The 18,253-nt window shown below is 44.1% G+C and carries 24 protein-coding genes and 1 pseudogene; 4 read left to right on the plus strand and 21 right to left on the minus strand.

The genetic code is table 11. From position 1 onward, the window contains the following. Positions 1-480: a stage V sporulation protein AC gene (spoVAC, locus tag AC3RCL_RS31755; RefSeq protein ID WP_005832062.1), complete on the minus strand. Its 480-nt coding sequence runs from the start codon at positions 478-480 to the stop codon at positions 1-3. Positions 481-524: 44 nt separating this feature from the next. Continuing rightward, a complete protein-coding gene (locus tag AC3RCL_RS31760; RefSeq protein ID WP_492533973.1) occupies positions 525-1,385 on the minus strand; it encodes a DUF421 domain-containing protein in 861 nt (286 codons plus the stop codon). A 210-nt stretch (positions 1,386-1,595) separates the two neighbouring features. Here AC3RCL_RS31760 and AC3RCL_RS31765 point away from each other — a divergent pair, with 210 nt between their 5' ends. Beyond that, positions 1,596-1,802: a DUF1657 domain-containing protein gene (locus AC3RCL_RS31765; protein ID WP_007781230.1), complete on the plus strand. Its 207-nt coding sequence runs from the start codon at positions 1,596-1,598 to the stop codon at positions 1,800-1,802. A gap of 143 nt (positions 1,803-1,945) precedes the next feature. Here AC3RCL_RS31765 and AC3RCL_RS31770 read toward each other — a convergent pair whose 3' ends face one another. The 8 genes and pseudogenes from AC3RCL_RS31770 to AC3RCL_RS31805 form a co-directional block, all read right to left on the minus strand. After that, entirely contained in the window at positions 1,946-2,989 is a 1,044-nt protein-coding gene (locus AC3RCL_RS31770; protein WP_028407029.1) for a YkvI family membrane protein, read from the minus strand. A gap of 349 nt (positions 2,990-3,338) precedes the next feature. Next, positions 3,339-3,566 (minus strand): CBO0543 family protein, encoded by a 228-nt coding sequence (locus tag AC3RCL_RS31775; protein ID WP_285844152.1) that lies wholly within the window; start codon positions 3,564-3,566, stop codon positions 3,339-3,341. A gap of 960 nt (positions 3,567-4,526) precedes the next feature. Beyond that, the gene (locus AC3RCL_RS31780) at positions 4,527-4,601 is read right to left on the minus strand and encodes a CHASE3 domain-containing protein (RefSeq protein WP_081494688.1); all 75 of its coding nucleotides are present in this window, start codon (positions 4,599-4,601) and stop codon (positions 4,527-4,529) included. Between the two features lie 12 nt (positions 4,602-4,613). Then, positions 4,614-4,784 carry a hypothetical protein gene (locus tag AC3RCL_RS31785; protein WP_007779739.1) on the minus strand — a complete coding sequence of 57 codons (171 nt, stop codon included), beginning with the start codon at positions 4,782-4,784 and terminating at the stop codon, positions 4,614-4,616. After that, positions 4,784-5,457, minus strand: a pseudogene (locus AC3RCL_RS31790) (spore germination protein). Before AC3RCL_RS31790 ends, AC3RCL_RS31785 begins: the two are co-directional and overlap by 1 nt. Continuing rightward, positions 5,415-5,939, minus strand: a complete 525-nt coding sequence (locus AC3RCL_RS31795; protein ID WP_035316911.1) for a spore germination protein — start codon at positions 5,937-5,939, stop codon at positions 5,415-5,417. Before AC3RCL_RS31795 ends, AC3RCL_RS31790 begins: the two are co-directional and overlap by 43 nt. Positions 5,940-6,068: 129 nt before the next feature. Then, on the minus strand, positions 6,069-6,299 hold the full coding sequence (locus tag AC3RCL_RS31800) for a hypothetical protein (protein ID WP_492533976.1): 231 nt from the start codon (positions 6,297-6,299) through the stop codon (positions 6,069-6,071). A gap of 12 nt (positions 6,300-6,311) precedes the next feature. Next, the gene (locus AC3RCL_RS31805) at positions 6,312-6,515 is read right to left on the minus strand and encodes a hypothetical protein (protein WP_005828380.1); all 204 of its coding nucleotides are present in this window, start codon (positions 6,513-6,515) and stop codon (positions 6,312-6,314) included. A 218-nt stretch (positions 6,516-6,733) separates the two neighbouring features. On the opposite strand from AC3RCL_RS31805, the gene AC3RCL_RS31810 reads away from it, so the two are divergent. Both AC3RCL_RS31810 and AC3RCL_RS31815 read left to right on the plus strand, forming a co-directional pair. Continuing rightward, complete coding sequence (locus AC3RCL_RS31810) at positions 6,734-6,961, plus strand: YuzF family protein (RefSeq protein WP_326050536.1); 228 nt, start codon at positions 6,734-6,736, stop codon at positions 6,959-6,961. A gap of 82 nt (positions 6,962-7,043) precedes the next feature. Continuing rightward, positions 7,044-7,940, plus strand: a complete 897-nt coding sequence (locus AC3RCL_RS31815) for a manganese catalase family protein (protein ID WP_005828378.1) — start codon at positions 7,044-7,046, stop codon at positions 7,938-7,940. A gap of 137 nt (positions 7,941-8,077) precedes the next feature. On the opposite strand, the gene AC3RCL_RS31820 is transcribed toward AC3RCL_RS31815, so the two are convergent. The 8 genes from AC3RCL_RS31820 to rpsF all read right to left on the minus strand — a co-directional run bounded on the left by AC3RCL_RS31820 (position 8,078) and on the right by rpsF (position 14,311). After that, on the minus strand, positions 8,078-8,524 hold the full coding sequence (locus tag AC3RCL_RS31820; RefSeq protein WP_005828377.1) for a DUF6262 family protein: 447 nt from the start codon (positions 8,522-8,524) through the stop codon (positions 8,078-8,080). After that, complete coding sequence (locus tag AC3RCL_RS31825) at positions 8,521-10,152, minus strand: tyrosine-type recombinase/integrase (RefSeq protein ID WP_005828376.1); 1,632 nt, start codon at positions 10,150-10,152, stop codon at positions 8,521-8,523. Before AC3RCL_RS31825 ends, AC3RCL_RS31820 begins: the two co-directional genes overlap by 4 nt. Next, entirely contained in the window at positions 10,145-10,480 is a 336-nt protein-coding gene (locus AC3RCL_RS31830; RefSeq protein WP_492533980.1) for a hypothetical protein, read from the minus strand. The genes AC3RCL_RS31825 and AC3RCL_RS31830 overlap by 8 nt, the downstream gene beginning before the upstream one ends. Positions 10,481-10,511: 31 nt before the next feature. Further along, positions 10,512-11,543 (minus strand): tyrosine-type recombinase/integrase, encoded by a 1,032-nt coding sequence (locus AC3RCL_RS31835; protein WP_492533982.1) that lies wholly within the window; start codon positions 11,541-11,543, stop codon positions 10,512-10,514. Continuing rightward, positions 11,540-12,646 (minus strand): tyrosine-type recombinase/integrase, encoded by a 1,107-nt coding sequence (locus tag AC3RCL_RS31840; protein WP_005828374.1) that lies wholly within the window; start codon positions 12,644-12,646, stop codon positions 11,540-11,542. Before AC3RCL_RS31840 ends, AC3RCL_RS31835 begins: the two co-directional genes overlap by 4 nt. 256 nt (positions 12,647-12,902) lie before the next feature. After that, positions 12,903-13,187: a 30S ribosomal protein S18 gene (gene rpsR / locus AC3RCL_RS31845; protein ID WP_023559051.1), complete on the minus strand. Its 285-nt coding sequence runs from the start codon at positions 13,185-13,187 to the stop codon at positions 12,903-12,905. A 297-nt stretch (positions 13,188-13,484) separates the two neighbouring features. After that, positions 13,485-13,979 carry a single-stranded DNA-binding protein gene (gene ssb / locus AC3RCL_RS31850; RefSeq protein ID WP_015738118.1) on the minus strand — a complete coding sequence of 165 codons (495 nt, stop codon included), beginning with the start codon at positions 13,977-13,979 and terminating at the stop codon, positions 13,485-13,487. A gap of 47 nt (positions 13,980-14,026) precedes the next feature. Then, positions 14,027-14,311, minus strand: a complete 285-nt coding sequence (gene rpsF, locus AC3RCL_RS31855) for a 30S ribosomal protein S6 (RefSeq protein WP_009591503.1) — start codon at positions 14,309-14,311, stop codon at positions 14,027-14,029. Positions 14,312-14,549: 238 nt separating this feature from the next. Here rpsF and AC3RCL_RS31860 point away from each other — a divergent pair, with 238 nt between their 5' ends. Beyond that, positions 14,550-14,744, plus strand: a complete 195-nt coding sequence (locus AC3RCL_RS31860; protein WP_015738119.1) for a YjzC family protein — start codon at positions 14,550-14,552, stop codon at positions 14,742-14,744. A 1,152-nt stretch (positions 14,745-15,896) separates the two neighbouring features. Here AC3RCL_RS31860 and AC3RCL_RS31865 read toward each other — a convergent pair. Genes AC3RCL_RS31865 through AC3RCL_RS31875 form a run of 3 tightly spaced genes read right to left on the minus strand, consistent with a single transcriptional unit; the run spans position 15,897 to position 18,237 of the window. Further along, positions 15,897-16,370 carry a phBC6A51 family helix-turn-helix protein gene (locus AC3RCL_RS31865; protein ID WP_492533986.1) on the minus strand — a complete coding sequence of 158 codons (474 nt, stop codon included), beginning with the start codon at positions 16,368-16,370 and terminating at the stop codon, positions 15,897-15,899. Further along, positions 16,363-16,956, minus strand: coding sequence for a hypothetical protein (locus tag AC3RCL_RS31870; RefSeq protein ID WP_492533988.1), 594 nt, complete (start codon positions 16,954-16,956; stop codon positions 16,363-16,365). Before AC3RCL_RS31870 ends, AC3RCL_RS31865 begins: the two co-directional genes overlap by 8 nt. A 60-nt stretch (positions 16,957-17,016) precedes the next feature. After that, a complete protein-coding gene (locus tag AC3RCL_RS31875; protein ID WP_492533990.1) occupies positions 17,017-18,237 on the minus strand; it encodes a hypothetical protein in 1,221 nt (406 codons plus the stop codon). Between the last annotated feature and the right edge of the window lie 16 nt (positions 18,238-18,253).

The following is an 18,253-nucleotide window of genomic DNA, read 5'->3' on the forward strand; positions in this document are numbered from 1 at the left end:
TTAAGAGCCTCCCCCGCCTTTGATCAGCAAATGTACAATTCCTACCGCAAAGGCGGCGACTGTACCAAATACAATAACCGGTCCAGCCAGTTTAAACATTTTACCGCCAACACCGAGCACCATACCTTCACTCTGATGTTCAATCGCAGCGGATGCCATCGAATTCGCAAATCCCGTCACAGGCACTGCGGAACCCGCACCAGCCCATTGGGCAAACTTATCGTACACCCCCATGCTGGTCAGAATGACAGAAAGGAGTATCATAACCGCCACGGTAGGGTCTCCAGCTTTTTTCTCATCAAAGCCGCCCCAATGCACAAACATTTCCTGGATGGCTTGTCCAACCAAACAAATGGCCCCGCCAGCTATAAACGCACGAATGAAGTTTTTGAGTATGGGCCTCGGAGGTTCGACGCTTTGCGCCAATTCTTTATATTCCTGTTGTACCCGCGTTAAATTTTTCTTTATATTATTTGCCATGAACATCCTCCTCGATTTTCAGCTGACGTATAATTAGCGAATTGTTAACGAATCAGCAATGGTTTAACTTCATCAATAATCTTTTCTAACGCTTTTGAACATTGCTCGTACATCTGCTTTGTATTTTGTTCTTTGGTAGATAAGCCAAACATTTCGAGATCCGCTTCACACTTTTTCAATGTTGCAAGCAACGCGGCTTTTTTCTGGGGTTTCGGTACTTTGATCTGATCATCAAATAAATCAACGTATAGCTGGCCATAGGAATCCACCTGTCCAAGAAATACGTTATCAATCGAAACACCTAATTTCTCCAGTTCCGTATCCAGCCATTTCCTGTTTAGACCTATCGTGGCAAGCGGTTCGTCCATTATTTTTCCATCTATAATGACCGATTGAGGTTCTTGTTCTGGCCCGACATTTATTCCCAGGTGTTTAGGCGTTAACGGTTGATTTTCCTTGGTTAAAAGAACGCTAACGTCACCGCTTGACTCCATGATGGCGAATTCAACATCGGCAGCTTTGAACACATTCTTTATTCGAAGCTGTTCCATAAGTTCATCCGTGGTAATCCTTTCTTTTTTTAGGTTATCCTCCATGATCTTGCCGTCCTTAATGAGCACTGTTGCTTTGCCGTCGAATAGGTCTCTTGCCGTTTTGCTTTTCAGCTGTAAAAATTCAATCCCTAAAGAAACAACGGTCCAAACCGTCATCGAAACCAAGCCCAGATACCAATTGGACTCCAGATCCAACGAAACGTAAGCTGCAAGGCTGCCGATCGTGATTCCGGTGATATACTCAAACAATGAAAGCTGTGATACCTGTCGTTTACCCAATATCTTCGTTAGGACAAAAAGAACCCCCATAGACAATAACGTTCGCAAAGCGATTTCTACCCAATCCGGCATAATATCACCATTCCTTTCCAATCACATTAATCGACAAAAGTTAATATGTCCCTATTCCATTATTTTCATGCATTTCCATTTGAAAATTTTTCTAACGTATGCTTTTGTTGCGAGACGGAAATATTAATTTCGGTATTGGGAGAATGTAAGCATCTATTCCTATTACCCCTGAAACATTATCCTATCCTAAGGTAAAGGAGGTGACATTCCGTGACAGTTGCTTCTCAAGTGAAAACGTGCGTAGCATCTTTAAAAAGTGCTCAGGCGAGTCTGGAACAATTTGCTTTGGAAACACAAAATCAAGAAGCAAAATCGCTCTTTACGAATGCGGCCCAACAAACCCAACAAATCGTGCAGCAAGTAGAAAGCCGCGTACAACAGTTGGAAAATGAAGAGCCTCAATATAAGGGGTTTTAAGAAAAACAGACAAACCATGAATATTGAGGACATGGCTTGTCTGTTTTCATCGGTGAACAGATTAGAAAAGAGATCAAACCCTACAAGTTGAGTAGGGTTTGATCTCTTTTCGCCACTATTCTTTTGTTTAGACAGCTAACCTTCTAGTCCCTGGGCAGCCGTTGAACCGCTAAAAAAACGAGAAGTATCACACCCATATATCCAAACAGCGGATAAAGATAAGTAAGTAAGGAGGTGAAACCGGCTTGACTAATCAAAAAACTAGCAAGTAATATGCCGAGAACTAACCAACTTTTAGGAAGATGATATAGACTTTGGATTTGACGAGAAATTCCGAAGACATTGCCTATCAATGTGGTGAATATTTCTCCATAGATTACGAGCAAAAACAATACATGAAAAAACTGCCCGAAATCTCGAATAATCTCGGCCATCGGAATATCGTATTGAAGAATCTCGGGCATCTTTGAGCTCATTGCAAAATGGCTGACAAGAAGCATAAAACCAAGACCAATGCCTCCCCAAAACCCTCCCCATTTTAATGCGCTTTCGTCATCCACCTCACTCCCTAGAGGAACCATAACGGCTAAAATAAAAGCAAAATTCAATCCTGCATACACAAACGGACTCACGAACCACTTCAAATTGTACAGTTGTTGGTTCTGCCAACCGACTATATCAAAAATATTGTCTATTCTGACAACCTTTACGACAAGGAGAATAGTGAAAAAAAGCATCATGGGAACGACTAACGAGTTTACGAACATAATTCCGCTGATTTCCTTCGTCATCACCAGATAACACAAAATGATGCTGATGATAATACCCAGTTGATAGGGTAGACGGAGTTGTTCTTCGAAAATGGTACCGGTACCTGAAAGCATCACGGCCGTTACCCCAAATAGAATAATAAAAGTCAAGGCATTTGCGACTTTGCCGAAACTCTTGCCAAACAGATAAACATTAAACTCCTGATATGAAAATGCTTTGATCTGGTGAGCTAGAATCATCATTTTAGTGCCGATCCATACAAAAAGAAAGGTGCTGCATAAAATGCCTAATACCCCATAGGCTCCGTATACCGTGAAAAACTGCATAATCGACTGTCCTGAGGCAAATCCGGCTCCCACCACGGTTCCCGTATATGTCGCGGCGATTTGTATTATCATATTTGTTTTTTTCTTCATATTTCACCCATGTCCTGGTAGAGAATAGAATCATTAAATTCTATGCTTAAAAAAATTGCTTATTCCAAAAGGAACTCGTTGTCAGCCGTTATGACGAGAAACGATAGTGGTCCGGTAGATCATCAATTAACAAACTTGAGTCTTTAACAATGACATGGTAAATATGCAGCTCATGAATCTGGGCATGATTTTTGGAATCGGTAAACTTATGGTTTTGGCCTTTATTTATCTACCGAGGATGAATCTGTGCAATCAACGCCCCGCTTGGCGATGCTCGAAGCCAGCAGATATAGCCCGACATAGATCGGAAATGAATAGATATTGCTTCCAGTGAATGGAATGATATAAATCAGCCATTTGTGAGATCGGCTCGGCCACAAAAGCGGAAAAACCCCCAAATAGGAGAGCCTTTATCAGCGGGTTCCGGCTTGTACTGGTTTAAGAACATCACTGTGGCGGGAAGAAGTGAAAAATTCCTTGGAAAATTGGCCGACATGAACGGTAGGACTTCCCTGTGATAATGCCAGAGTCCCATGGCAATCCCAAGCTGGTTCGGCCATGATGACACGATAATCATCGTAAACCCGGATAGTAGAAACTGTCCCGTAGCCCTCTTATCCCGAAATCCGATTCAAAATAGCCAGGAGTTCGAATCGATCGAAGAGCTTGCTGAGATGTCTGTCCAACGTCTTGTCGACTTCTTGGTGCAGCACGGCAGGAACCGTTTCGAAAATCCTGAAGCGGTCGCCAAGCCTTGCAGAAAGCCGCTCGCTCTTCGTATCGATTGCCCCAAGCGATGGCGGACTCTTTCAATCTCGCTATGGCTTCGAGTATCCCGTTCCTGCAGGCCAACATAATGAGGACGCATCCTTTTCGATTCCTGTGAATACGGTCATTATATTCAGCAACTTCTGAACAGGCAATCCCGCCAGAAGTTGGACGTTACCTTTCAGCGGAAACACAATACTGTCCACAAAGCAATGGCTAAATGGAAACTCATCCCTCTCCTTGACATTTGTTGGCGTTTTTCAATTATAGCGGTTGATTCTTAATGCAGACAGGTTTTGAACAAAATTGTTTCAGTCCATCCCAGTTGCCCCAGATGCAATTTTTGCATCGATTCGGTTGTCTTGGGGCAGAGGTAGTCCGGTTTTCAACGCTTGTACTGGATGTTGGTGACATGCAGGTATCCACCTTTCCAAATTTATGCAAACAGCATTTAAGTTGTCCAGAAACGAATTATCCTATTCCGCCAAGCAGCAATCCGCATCGTGAAAGTTCCACTTTGATCCAATCTACTCCAGCCCCCGCATACAAATATCAAAGACCGGATCTGTCCATATTGGACAACAGCCGGGCTTTGGTCCTATTTCGCAGGATAAGTTGTCTTCGAAAATTATACTTTGAATTTTCCAACTAACGCGCGAAGCGAGCAAAGCAATCACTTTCTCTCCGGCGACTTGAATTTCAGTTTTTCCTGCTAGTCCGGGTTATCGGCGACAAGTCCGAACAGAGCGTCATAGTACGTCTGCCAGTTTTAATTCCCGTTATTATAAGGATCCAAATATTGCGCTTCTCCGATTATCACAAAACCACGCTGGCCCGTTTCCATATCGACAAGATCTTATTCGATGGATTGAGCCAGGCTGTGTACTTCCATATCATGATTCGTAATAAACTCGGTTTCCTTCTGGAATGCAGCCATCTGCATCCGGTTTGCCCAGAAAGCGAGGGACAAAAATCCGAAAGGCGCTGAAATCGAATACAAACTGACCGGACGCACAGGGGGGGACATCACGGTTTCCTCCCGGTTACGCGCATCCGTTGCAACGTCTTCAAATAAGCTGGCCTTGTACGCATTTTGGATAGCGGCAAACGAAGCACTGTATCTTTCCAGTCGCTAGCAAAAAACGGGCTAAGTGGTTGCAAGTACGGCTGCCCGAGCGAAGTCAGTCCATGCAGGTGGATGCAGAACCAGATCAAACCAAGACCGATACCCCACATGCCAAGCCATGCCGCCAGAATCAACAGTGAAAATTGAAGAAGCTTGCTCGCATTTGTCATTAAATAATTGGGAACGAGAAAGGAGGCATGGCGGAAATGGCGATTACAATCACCATCACGTTGCTTGCGATTCCCGCCTCCACGGCTGCTTGACCGATGACAATACCGCCTACGATGCCGAGTGTTTGGCTGGATTTGGTGGGCATGCGCAAACTGGCTTCCTTTAATATTTCCAGAGTCAGCAGCATGAGCAGCGCCTCCCAGAACGGTGGATATGGAATTTCACTCCGTGATTACATCAGAAGAAATAGCATCTCCAAAGGAACCACCTGATAATGATGAACCGTCACCGCTACGTAAGCCGGGGTCAAAAACAAAGCAATTACAAACGCGACAAAACGAAGTCCCCGCAGGAAGGTGCTTACCAACCAGCGATGTACATAGTCTTCTGGGGATTGAAACAAATTAAGCTCAAGCTTTTGTCCAACTGCTCGGTTAGGCTGTCTTTAGGGCCGTACACAATCGATTCCTGCTCGGAAGAATCGATGGCGCGGCCCAACTGATTCTGCTTTTTGATTGCACAAACGTTCCCGATTTCATCAAAAACAAGGATTCCTCCTTGCAAGATGAGCTCTTCGGTTTGCTGCAGCGTCGTTACGTCCACCCGATCTTCGGAAATCACCTTTTGTCCTGCTTGTTCGTCCGGGGCGTGCAAAAGGGGAAGCACGATGTCGCTTTCGACCTGATTTTGATCCACAAAGGAACGGATGTAGAACAGCTTGACTTTCCGCCCTCCCGCATCCAACTCATGCACTTGTGCATCGTGAATATCGTGAAACAATTGCTGCACGTGCTGCGGAGACAAGTTACCTGCAGGAGGTTGGGTATCGGCTTCTTTTGGCGTATCGCTTTTGTCTTGCTTTTTAAACCAACCGATCCAACGCATCGTCTCCCTGCCTTTCGCGTTCAGTCCATGTATTATTTTTCCCGATATAACAAAAAACATGCTTCGCAGTTCCGGGTTGTTGGCAGTCTTGAGATTATGAGTCGGTTCGTGAAAAAACCACCGATTTTACTACCGGTGGCTTGAATCGTGAACATTTTGCGAACACTGCTTCTCCCAGTTGTTGCAGAAGTCCTCATACACTTGCTCGACTCCGCTGTCGGATATCATGTGTCTGGCCAGAAAGTCGTACCAGAACTGATCGAAAGACAAGGGCATCCGGGTTCCATATTGGGAACGAAGGGTTACATAACGGTCCCAGATTTTGATTCGGAATGCTGCCAATTCATCACATCGCTCCATGTCGGTTCGCCTTTAAGCGGCGCTGGTATCGCTGGATATTTCTGACGTTTTCGCTCTTTCTTCGGCCAGCTTTTGAAATTGTTTTGCTCTTTCCAGATGAAAGGCACGCAATTGTTCGTGATATTGAGCCATTTTCATGTGCCAGTCGTACATTTGCCTGACATAAGCGGCGTGGTCATGCGTAAACATGGGCATTGCCTGTTTAGTAAACTGCATTTGAAAACATTCCTCCTTGGGTTAGGTAAAGTTGATCTTACAGCATTAGTCTATGGCAGGCGCATAGAAGAGACAACGGCATCCGCCCGGTTTCCGGTCATTTTTATCGGGTTGTTTGTCTATACGCAGGCGGAAACACAACCTTCCTTACTTCGGCATAGGCTAAATGGTAACGAGAATGAGGAGGAGATTTCATCGTGTATGCTTATCCGAATGGAATGTACAGGGAAACGGCAAATCCCGCATTATCCACAGTAACCTTGGTTGACCCGTATTTTTATCACACCTTGCGCTCGCTTCAAGGAAAGCCGGTGGTTATTGAAACGTTTCGGGGCCCTGTTCGGGGGACGATAACCGACGTGAAACCAGATCATGTCCTGCTGCTAACAGACAATTCCTCATTTTTTCTGCGTACGCAGCAAATGATTTGGGTTATGCTCTCTTAGCGCTCCGGCGCGGCATGAGACAAACGTCCCCTGTCATAAAGATAATAAGAACCATCAATTTGGTAAGGGGATGATGTCCGCCATGTTCAAGCGCATCAATCGATTGCCCATTGCATTGCCTGTTCCCAAACATCCGGACGCTAACGCCGCCGCGGCCGTGCAGGAACTATTAGGCGGCCGTTTCGGGGAGATGTCTACGTTGAATAATTATTTGGTCCAATCTTCGAATTTTCGCAGCAAAAAAAAGCTGAAGCCTTTTTATGAACTTGTGGCCAGCATTACGGCGGAGGAGGTTGGCCATGTGGAATTGGTGATGAACTCCATTAATTTATGCCTGTCCGGTTCCACATTTCCGGCAGATCCGGATGAGTCCCCTCTGCGCAACGGGGTTGACAAACGCAATACCTACCATTTTATTGCATCAGCTCAAACCTCGTTGCCCGGCGATTCGATGGGCAAAGCATGGAACGGTGATTATGTCTTTAACAGTGGCAATCTGGTACTTGATCTGCTGCATAACTTTTTTCTCGAATGCGGCGCCCGCACCCATAAGATGCGCGTGTACGAGATGACAGATCATCCTGTCGCCCGCGAAATGACGGGTTACTTGCTGGTCCGCGGGGGAGTTCATGTGCTTGCTTACGCGAAGGCGCTCGAAATCATGACCGGAGTCGACTTAAAAAAAATGCTCCCTATTCCCAATCTTGAGAATCGGGCATTTGATGCGACCCGCAAATACGAAGAACAGGGAATTCATCGAAAGTTATATACGTTTAGCGATTCAGACTATGAAGATATCGCTCAAATCTGGAAAGGATCCCACCCTTCCGACGGAGAGCGATTGGAAGTCGTCAGAGGAGTTCCCCAAGGAGGGGAAGTGCCCGATCTTGAAGAAGTGCCGGAAGAATTTGCCCCTGGCATCTCGAATGAGGATTTTATGCAGATTGCCCAACGGCTGCAAAAGCTCGCCGGATTGTAAGGTGTTGCGTTCCTATACGGGTAAGGGTTGCTGCTTATATGGCATGTATACGAAACCTTTATTTATGTTTATTTCTATTAGCCGCGCGCGACTCCCAGCGTGCGGCTCGTCACATGGTGGCGGTCAAGCACAAGCCTTTATTTGAATGGTTTCAATTGCCTATCCCTTAGTTCTTGAATTTTATTTTCTAAATATTCGATGCGAGATTTTAGTTGTGCTTTCTCTATGACATGTTTTCTGCATATTTCCAGAAGTTTCTCGTTCTTTTCCTTCTCATTCTGAAGCGCCTGCTTAACTTTTTCATACCGATTCTCAAGCAATCTTTTGCCGCTTGGTCTGGTTGACGTTTCGATTGCAGTAGCTGCAATTTCTTCTGCCCCTTTTTCAATTTCCATCTGCAGCAAAATGGCTTGATCACAGCGTTCCTTAAGATCAGGACGATTATAGATCGTCTTTCGCTCAATGCCAGCTTTTTTAGCAATCGCTGATATGGACAGTTTTTTCTTTCCTTTTCGGAGGTTTGTTATTGCTTGTTCGATACGCTCCAGTGTAACGAGTTTATTTTCTTTAGAAGGGTCACTCATGCCATTCCCTCCCATTCGCTTGGTGTGATATTGTAATCTGAATGATTATCAATTCCGGAATAATTCACCTGGGTTTCCAACTCATCAATAATTCCTACGAGGTATTTTTCAATTGTCTTTAACTTGTTCTCATAAGGACCTCCAGCAGGTGCAGATGCCAATTCGCCACGAATTTTTTTCAACCGGCCTTTATGAACTTCAAGAAAGTCCGGAGTAGTCAAAAAATTGCGGCATCCTAAACATATCCCGTCGCCTTCACAAGGTTCATTTCGCATTGGATGGTGAAGACAAAGTCCATGTGACAAAATTTGAATCTTATGCGCTTTACGCAATTTATCAACTTGTTCGATGGTCTTTCCTTTGAATGGGTTAATTACTTTAAGTTTTTCTTTTATTTGAAGAGCCTGCTTACCAACAAGAACTGCGCCTTCATTGAATACTTTCGCGAACTTGTTCCTTACATCCTCTTGAAGCAGGTGTGTATAGTGCTGTGTACCTCTAATGGACTTGTGATTTAACAATTCCCGTATGGTTTCCAGAGAGGCCCCGCCTTTTAAAGCATACGTAGCGCAAGCGTGGCGGAATGTATGAGATGAAAAATCAGCAATATCTCCATTTTTATATCGGAGATTGTGTTTTTGAAGCCAGGGTCTTAGAAAATTCTTTGACCAATTTGCATGGGAAACTATACCCACGGGATATCCTTTGACATTACGTATTCGATTAAGAAATAAATACGGTAAGCCCGATTCTTTTCTTAACGGATCCGTGTATTTTTCAACTTTCGTAATGGCTTGTACGACAAGGGCATTCGCTGGTTTATACACCCTCGTAGGTTCGGCTTGCAGTTTACCGGTGTTGTATACTAATTTAGTTTCTCCGCCAATTGGCTCAATGGAGGCATTATACATCGTAATGATTTCGCTAATGCGAAGTCCAAGCTGCAATCCAACTACTACGCTAGCTGCAACAAGTATATTTTCGTCCATATCTAAATCACTTACTGCTTTACGCAATATCTGATCGATCAACTGTTCGTCCGAAATTTTATCAATGTTTACTTGCTCTGCTTGCTTGGCATCCTTCTTTAACGCTTTGTTATTAATAATGAGCTCATTGTACATACCCTGAACAAATCGAACATCTTTTGGAACATCCCAGCCTTTAATATTTCCCTTTAATAAGATTTCTTTTAACGCCAATGCACTTTTCTTGATTGAAACAGAACTTATTAACTGACCGCTTGTCTCGCTTTTCGCTTCAGGCAAATACGTAAAATACATCTCCAATAAAATCTGATCAATTTCTGAAAACGACTCCACTTCCGGCGCATATTCTTTTATAAATTTAGAAAATCGAACAACACCGTCTAAATTTCGTTTGGCAGTTGAAAACTTGCCCGTGGTTAACTCATGATGCATAAACCATTTTATTACTTCTAGCATTTTGGGCTTATCAACAACAAATTCAAAATCAATCATAAGCCTCTTGCCAGACAAATGCTCTACATTAATAAATCCGTTAAAATCCCATACATTGTCTGAGAATTTACTATTACCGCAACGGAAATCTGATTGGGGTATTAGGGGGTTGTAATCAAACAATTGAAGCTTTATACTTTCAACCACTCTGCATCGCCTCCAAACGCCCTATAATCGTTTCTAAGGCGTATTCAACAGTCTCAAGATGATGTGTCGTCCCGATATACTCCTGAGCCATATATGCCTCTCTGTTGGCTCTGAGACGATCCAAATGGTCTTTATGAATTGGTAAGTGTTCGGGAGTCGTGATAAACTTAGGACAGATCACGCACATATTAAATTTAGAGCATATCTTGCCCTCATTATTTATCGGCTTCTGACAAGCCCCATCAGGCAATGAAGCAGACAATAGCGTTTCCGTGTCGAGATTCTTTCCTTGACCAAGTTCCTTCTCATTGATTTCCTTGACTATCATGCCAATAAATCCAAGCTTTTTATATTCGCTTTCAACTTTTGGATTTTGGACTTTTGCATATAAGCTTGTGGAGTGCAAATGATTCGTGACCTAGATATTCTTGAATTTCAAACATGCTCATGCCCTTATTTAGCATGTCCGTTCCTAGCGTATGCCTAAATGCGTGAAAGGTTAATGGGTATAATTCGCCATTGTTATCTCTGATATCATGCTTTTTGACAAACCGATAAAGTTTATCTCGAAATATTTTTTGGAGCAGTCTGGCGTACCGTATATTCCGTTTTTGCCAGTAAAGACAAATGTAGTTTGTTGCAAGTTCTTTCCTGGCCACTTCTGAGTATTGTTCAAGTAGTTGAACTGCCCGTTTGACTCGATTTGATACGGGGATATATCTGTCAGCCTTATTTTTCGGAGAGAAAACATACAATACGGGTTTTCCTGTAAAATCTTCAGTTATACAACCCTCGGTTAGGTCCAAAACCTCTGAAAGCCTTATTCCCGAATCGATGCCGATCTCCACAATAGACTTCAAGAGGATGTTATTCTCCTTTTTTAAAGCTATTTCAATCTGTTCCATTACATTATCGGGTATATACCTTGTCCTTAAAACATCATCTTGCTTCAGTGCTTGGTACTCATCTCCATCAAAAACCTGTCCCTCCGGAAAACCATCATACTCAAAAAACTGCCCATGTTCTACTACCCATTTTAGTGCAGACATAGCAACCGATCTTGTAGAGTTTGCTAAATGAATCTGTTGTAAATAATAAATATACATTTGAGTAATTTGGTGCGATAAATCGGCATAATCCATAATTTTCAAGTTGTATTCTTTCAGGAATTCAAAGAACCGTTTCAATGAATAATTATATCGATACAGTGTTTCGACGCTCGGCTTCCCTAGACTCATGCATTCAATTGTTATTTGCTTATGTATTTTCTTGAACCATTTATTTGGCAAATATGAAAATTCAAAAGATAATTTATCACCATAACTCGATTGATACGGAACCTCCCATCTATCAGTTTTTGTATCAACTGTTGAAATATACGCTCTACTCAATTCAACTCCGCGCTCCTTCTCTGACGCATGAAGCTTTCATATGCCGTTGTTTTCGCTTCAAGCGACAAATGTTGATACTTACTCGTAGACTTAACATCATTATGACCTAACCTATCTTGGACATAACGCATATCAAATCCCGATTCGGTGAGTTCGGTTCCATGGGTGTGCCTAAGCATGTGAGGAGTGCATTTTATACCCACTTGTTCAGATAGCTTATTGAAGAGCTTTGTTATCGTATCGCGGATCATATATTGGCCAGGGCTGGTTTCATGATTCACAAATATCGTAAGATGTTTTCCATCATCAGGGCGATGATACAAGATATAATCCTCTATGGCAAAGACAATATCTCTGCTGACGGGTATTTCCCTTTCTAGTGATTTGATGTTGTGGTCTTTATGGTATAGTGGATCATGCTCTTTTACCTTTATAACCCCAACTTTTGTTTGAATCTCATAATCACCTATACGAAGACCTAATGCCTCACTAATCCGGCAACCCGTTTCATAAAGAAATCTGAACAATAACTGATTTCGGGCATTTAAGCTCTCATCTGACTGTAACATCTCAAGTCCTTGATAGAGCTTTTCAACCTGTTCCCGAGTCAAACGCTTACCCTTAACTGATTTTTTCTCTTTAACTCGGAAGAAATTAAAACCCATATCTTTACGACTAACTTTCTGAACTAGGAAATGTCTGTTTTTTGAATCATCTTTATAAGTTAATGGGTTCTCCGTCACAAAGCCCCCAATCACTTCATAAAATCGATAAAATGAGGCTATTGTTGCCATATACTTATTCTTTGTCTTTGCAGATTTCTCTTTGTCCGTCTTTCCGACTTTCGTTTTCAAATACTCAAGCCAAGAAAACATATCCGCTTTCCTAACCTCGTAAAATTTAAGCCCCACTTCGTTTAACCAAGTGAAATATTCCTTTAAGTCTCTACTATAACCTTCGATTGTGTTCTCAGAGTGCCCCTTCTCTTCTAAATAGTGAAGAAACAATGTTATTTCCTCGACAATGTTGTAGTCCTCATCCACAACTACTACATTTCGTTTTCCGGCCTCATTGAGAGTTTTTTCAATTTTCAGATTACCCATATTCATCACCACCAAGATCAATACTATATGATGTTCAGCCAATGTTTTCCCACTTTAACCGAACTTGAGTGTATATATCATCCATCATCTATTATTATGGAGCTAATTGTCAATTATCATAGTTGAGTTCCGGACTAAACTCAAGAAACAAAAGGAACGATTCGCATATGCAATGCTCTTCCGCCGCGGGTACAATGAACTCTTTTGTGCTGCCATAGAAAAAGGTGTGTTGCCATAAGGCCAACACACCTTTTTCCTAGATATTATCCGTTGTGTACGGAAGCAACGCTACCGCCCTAGCACGTTTAATTGCAACTGTTAAAGCACGTTGATATTTTGCGCTTGTTCCAGTCACACGGCGAGGAAGAATCTTCCCCCGTTCACTAATGAACTTTTTAAGAACTTCCGTATTTTTGTAATCAATATGAGTAATTTTATTGACTGTAAAGTAGCAAACTTTTCTACGTTTACCTTTGCCACCTCTACGTGGAGCAAACTTTCTTTCGCCACGTTCTTCGTCATTTCTTTGTGCAAATGCCATTGTTATACTCTCGTTCCTTTCATTATGCATATTGGTCAAACGTAATAAGCTTTCTCTGGCTATCCCCAACTTCTCACTACGGGGCTGTACCCACATCTTGAAATAAGGATGGTCATCATCACTAGACTACATTGACTGTCATAACATATTACACATTTTACTCAACATCGTGCGATCTTAATAAACCGTGGATGCTGGTCGTAAATGAAGATTACCATTACACAGTTAAAATGCTTTAAAACCCCTTGATTTTACTGAGGTCTTAAAGCATTTTCTTGCTCTCAGATGTTACGCTCTCTAAAATGGCAAATCATCATCCGAAATATCGATCGGTTTTCCTTCATCGGAAAAAGGATCCTGATTGTTGTTTCGCGAGTAGTTATTGTTCCCACGGTTTCCGCCACCGCTATTGCCGTTGCTTCCTCCGTTAAACGATGATTCCTCACGATTTCCTCCGCCACCGCTTGTTTCACGGTTTGACTCCAAGAAGCGAACATTATCGGCAATGACTTCGGTGACGTATACACGCTTACCTTCGTTATTCTCGTAATTCCGCACTTGAATGCGCCCTTCTACAGCCGTCAGACGGCCTTTGCGCAGATAGTTTGCACAAGTCTCCGCAAGCTGTCTCCAGGTCACGACCGGAATGAAATCCGCTTCGCGCTCCCCGCCTTGTCCGGTAAACGGACGATCAACAGCAAGTGTAAATTGCGTTACAGCAACACCTGAAGGAGTATATCGCAGCTCGGGATCCTTAGTCAGTCGGCCAATCAAAATGACACGGTTCAACAATCCAATCCCCTCCTTAGAACGAAATCAATTACAAAGTTTGGTCCGTATTAAGCAACGTCGTTCGTGATGAGATAACGAATGACTTCGTCAGAAATCTTCATGAGACGCTCAAGCTCAGCTACAACTTCAGGTGTTGCGTTGAAGTTTACCAGAACGTAGACGCCATCACGGAATTTCTTGATCTCATACGCAAGACGGCGTTTACCCATTACGTCATGCTTTGTAATTTCTCCGCCGTTGGAGATGATGCCTTGGAATTTATCGACTGCAGCTTGAACAGCTTCTTGTTCAATGTCAGGACGAATAATGTACATCACTTCATATTTGCGCATATGTTTCACCTCCTTATGGACTTCGGCCCTCAATCGATGTTGAGAGCAAGGAGCGAGTCTAACTCGCACCATAATACTATATCAGAACGGATGATCGGATGCAAGTTTCTTTTCGAAACCAAACATGCCCTCTTCCCTTTATTACCGCGCCTTTCTCTCTTTCCCTGCAATGATTTAAGGTCTGTTGGCGCATGATAATACATGCAGTCCATCCATCATAATGAGGAGGAATTCCATAATGGGAGAACAGACCGAATTTCGTGCAGGCGACAAAGCGCCAAACAACGGCATTTATATGGAAGTTGGCGTTAGAGACCATATTATGGGCATCGAGAACCCGCGTCAAATTAAAATGAGCAAGGGCGACACCTTTCCTGAAACTCAAAATGATGATCGCGTATGGTTAAACAAGCGTCGGGTGCAGCCTAAGTAACAGCCTGGAGTGTTCCAGACGCATGGTATTGTTCGGCGTCCGTCCTATTGGATGCCCCACGATCGAGCTTAGCCTATATGGCTGTCGTTCAAGCAATGAAGGCTCACCATTTACTCTAAATTGCCATTCGATGAAATTAGCATGTATACAAACAGTCCTTTATGCGCACATTATAATCAGGCGGTGCATGAGAGAGGTGTGGTTCCGTTGAACGTTGCAACTGAACAACGCAGAAGGTTTCTGATCGTCGCACGAATTGCAAGCTGAGGAAATGAGCCGAGTGCTTGACCTTTAGGACAAGTGAAGCTGTTGACAAGGTTCGCAGAAGTGCTGATAAAATGATTCCAATTCACAAGCACCGCCTACCCAGAAGGAAGGGCCCATTAGGGCCCTTCTTTTTATATCCGCTTCTCGACAACGAAAAACACCCTCGGCAGGTCATCTGTCCTGCATGAGGGTGTTTTATTCAAAGGCGTCCGTACAGCTTAACGCCTCGGTTTATGTAACAATATCGTCTGCATCCATAACAGCGGAACTTAGAACGATTGGTGGCGGAAAGGGTGGGATTCGAACCCACGCACGCCTTGCGACGCCTAGCTGATTTCGAGTCACATTTTCGTTATCATTTCCGTTATAACTGGCGTCGTATCAACGTTCAGCTTACGGTCACATAACGGATTGATTCGGTCACATCTACGCTTATCGGATTAGTTTCTACTATTATATAGTGTATTCTTTCCGCAGACAAGTCGTAACCGTTAATTCTACCGTTTTTAATAATCGGACTCTTGACCCTCGGATTAAAAATTATTTCGCGGAATTTAGGTGTGGTTGCTGGGGCGATAATGACGGGGTGCCTTGGGGGGACCGCACTTTAAAGCGCTAAAGCATTCACCGTTATTCACTCTAGTACCTAGCTGATTGTTAATCATATAGGTGTGTTTAGACAAATAAAAAAGCCCGCAAACCCTTATGTATCAAGGACTCGCGGGCATGTGTCGTTATTGTATTGCGGATGCATACGTTATTCATCGGTTTATTCACCGTAATATTCACCGAAGTATGCAGCGGATATTCAGGCGCCAACTATCGGTGACCCCCGTTTTTCAGCGTACCCTTACGCCGGGAGCGCGTTGTAGGTGAAACGCAGGTTTAGTCCGGAATAGTCGCCTGTCTACCGCTCACCATATCGTCAAGCTCGGCGATCTCCCTGCGGATTTCATCGTCTGTCTTACGCTTCGTCTCGATCGTTTCGCGCGTATCCTCAACGACAGTCCTGTCCGTCAACAATCCGTATCTGCGCATGTATAAGTCGAGCGCCTTTACGCTAGGTATACCGTTCGCTCCACCGCGGATCGCACGCATGAGCTGGACGTACACTTCCGAGCGCATTGCGTCTAGTTGGCGCTCAGTCAAGTAATTAACGTAAGCTGCGAACATTTCCTGCGCCTTCCATTCGAAGTAGGTTGATCTCGCTATCCCAATCTCATCGGCAAGCTCTTGTGCTGTCTTCTTCTTTCCGTCTTCATTTAGCAACTCGGCCCATTCGTTATTAACGATAAGCTGTGCCGCTCGTCGTTGTTGCGGAGTTAGTTGCGCCTCTAATACCTTCCGTTGTCTACTCATATAAATCGTCCTCCTTCATATTAATAAGCGCCAATGCTGCGTCAATATCCGCTTGGAATGCGGTAGGATCGGATAGCAGGCGTTTAGCTTCTTTGCGCGCGTCCATATCGTATTTACCGTGCTGGTCAAATAGATCATGGTCGAGGCCGCTGTCCTTCGTCATCCATCCGATAAATATATGAAGCTTGCGCATCTCGTCGCTGATATTAATCTCGCCGGCCTTACCCTCGTCAATCATTGTGTTAAGGCGCTTCATTGTGGCAAACGCACTCCCCGCACCTAACGCGTGCATGCCGCACCAAAACCCAACCGAACGCCTAAGTAATCGGACCATTTCCTCATACTCAGAAAGCTTGTCCGTATCAATCCGAGTGACTTGGCCGGCCGCAAGAATCGCAGCATACTTAATTGCGATTGCTCTAAACGGCTGTAGACGGTCGACTAACGCCAATGAGAGCGGCATCTCTACGGTCTCCGGCCACGGCTTAGCTTCCGGTGGCAATCCCTGTTCAATGCGTGCCTGGCGTAGTCGTTCCGTTAAATCGTCGATACTTGTACGAATTTGGTCGTTCGTTTCGTATTTCATTCGTTTCCTCCTCGTTAAAATAAGTTAGAGCCCGCGGTTATATCGCGAGCCCTTTCGTGATTACTTAGGAATATTGACGGTTGCGAGCAGGTCACCGGTCGCGCTGAACATCTTAAGATTCCGCGTACTGGTATCGAATGCGAGATTATATCCGGCCGAGCTACGGTCTGCCTTACTCGCTAACTCTGACCGATCAGCTTTATTCGAGATATCCGACTGCACAACGATTTTGTTTGAGCTTGCGTACGATCCGAGATATGACTGGTACGGAAGCGTCGCGCTCATGCCTGAGATAGTAACGTCAAGGCCGCTACTAAGCCGAAGGTCATTCGCGGAGTATACTTCTAGCTGCTTGGTTGCGTCGGTAAATCCGATGTATGACCGATAGGCACCGCTGTCTACGAATTCAATGCGACGGTCATTCGTCTGGCCGGATAGTCCGAGATAAATGTTATTACCCACGCGGATGTCGCGATTAATGTTTATGTCGGTATTCGACGTGATGCTTCCGCCTATAATCTGCGCACCGTTTATAGTTCCGCCGTTGATCGTGCCGGCCGTGATCGTTGATGTGTTAATAGACGAGTTCTCGACCGTTCCTGTTAACGTGATCTTCCGCGCTACCACGTTACCTTGCATATCCGCATGTAGGCCGGCGCTCATTACTTGCCATTTCCGCAACGGCTTACTTTCGCGAATAGGACGGACATTTCTCTCAATACCGTCAGGTTTTATTGTGAAGCGAACAAGGTTACCGCCGATCGTTTCGTTAGCCAGACGCTCATACGTCCGATGTATCCCCTTATCGACCGGTATGCTTCGATTCATATAACTCGAAATATGCTCAAGTGCCTCATCTGATCGCCCTGCCACCGCGAATAGATCTTGGTTGCCTGGTTCTTGCCTATCCGGCTTGAAATCGTCGTTATAACGCAATTGATAGTAGACCGGAGTGCCGCCCTCGATTACGTGGATGTACACGCCAAACTCAACGCCGAACTCACCGTTGTCATAATGCGGATTGACGGTTTTGAATTCGGCATATAGTATACGAGCTGCGTCTGCAATGTCCTCAATTGTGCTGAGCTCATCTATATCTTCATACAACGACTCGCATAGACTAAGGTCTCCGGACGTAAATACGACCTTATCGCCAATTTGACGCATCTTCTCAAATTCATCATGTACGTGGTAGCTTTTGCCGTCCATATAAGCCGAGACACGCGAGTCAGCATACGCATGTATCTCTCCGTTTAAGTAGAGCGAAACGCATAAACTCATTCAAATTCCCCCTGTA

This window comes from Paenibacillus sp. MT86 (genome assembly GCF_058792535.1).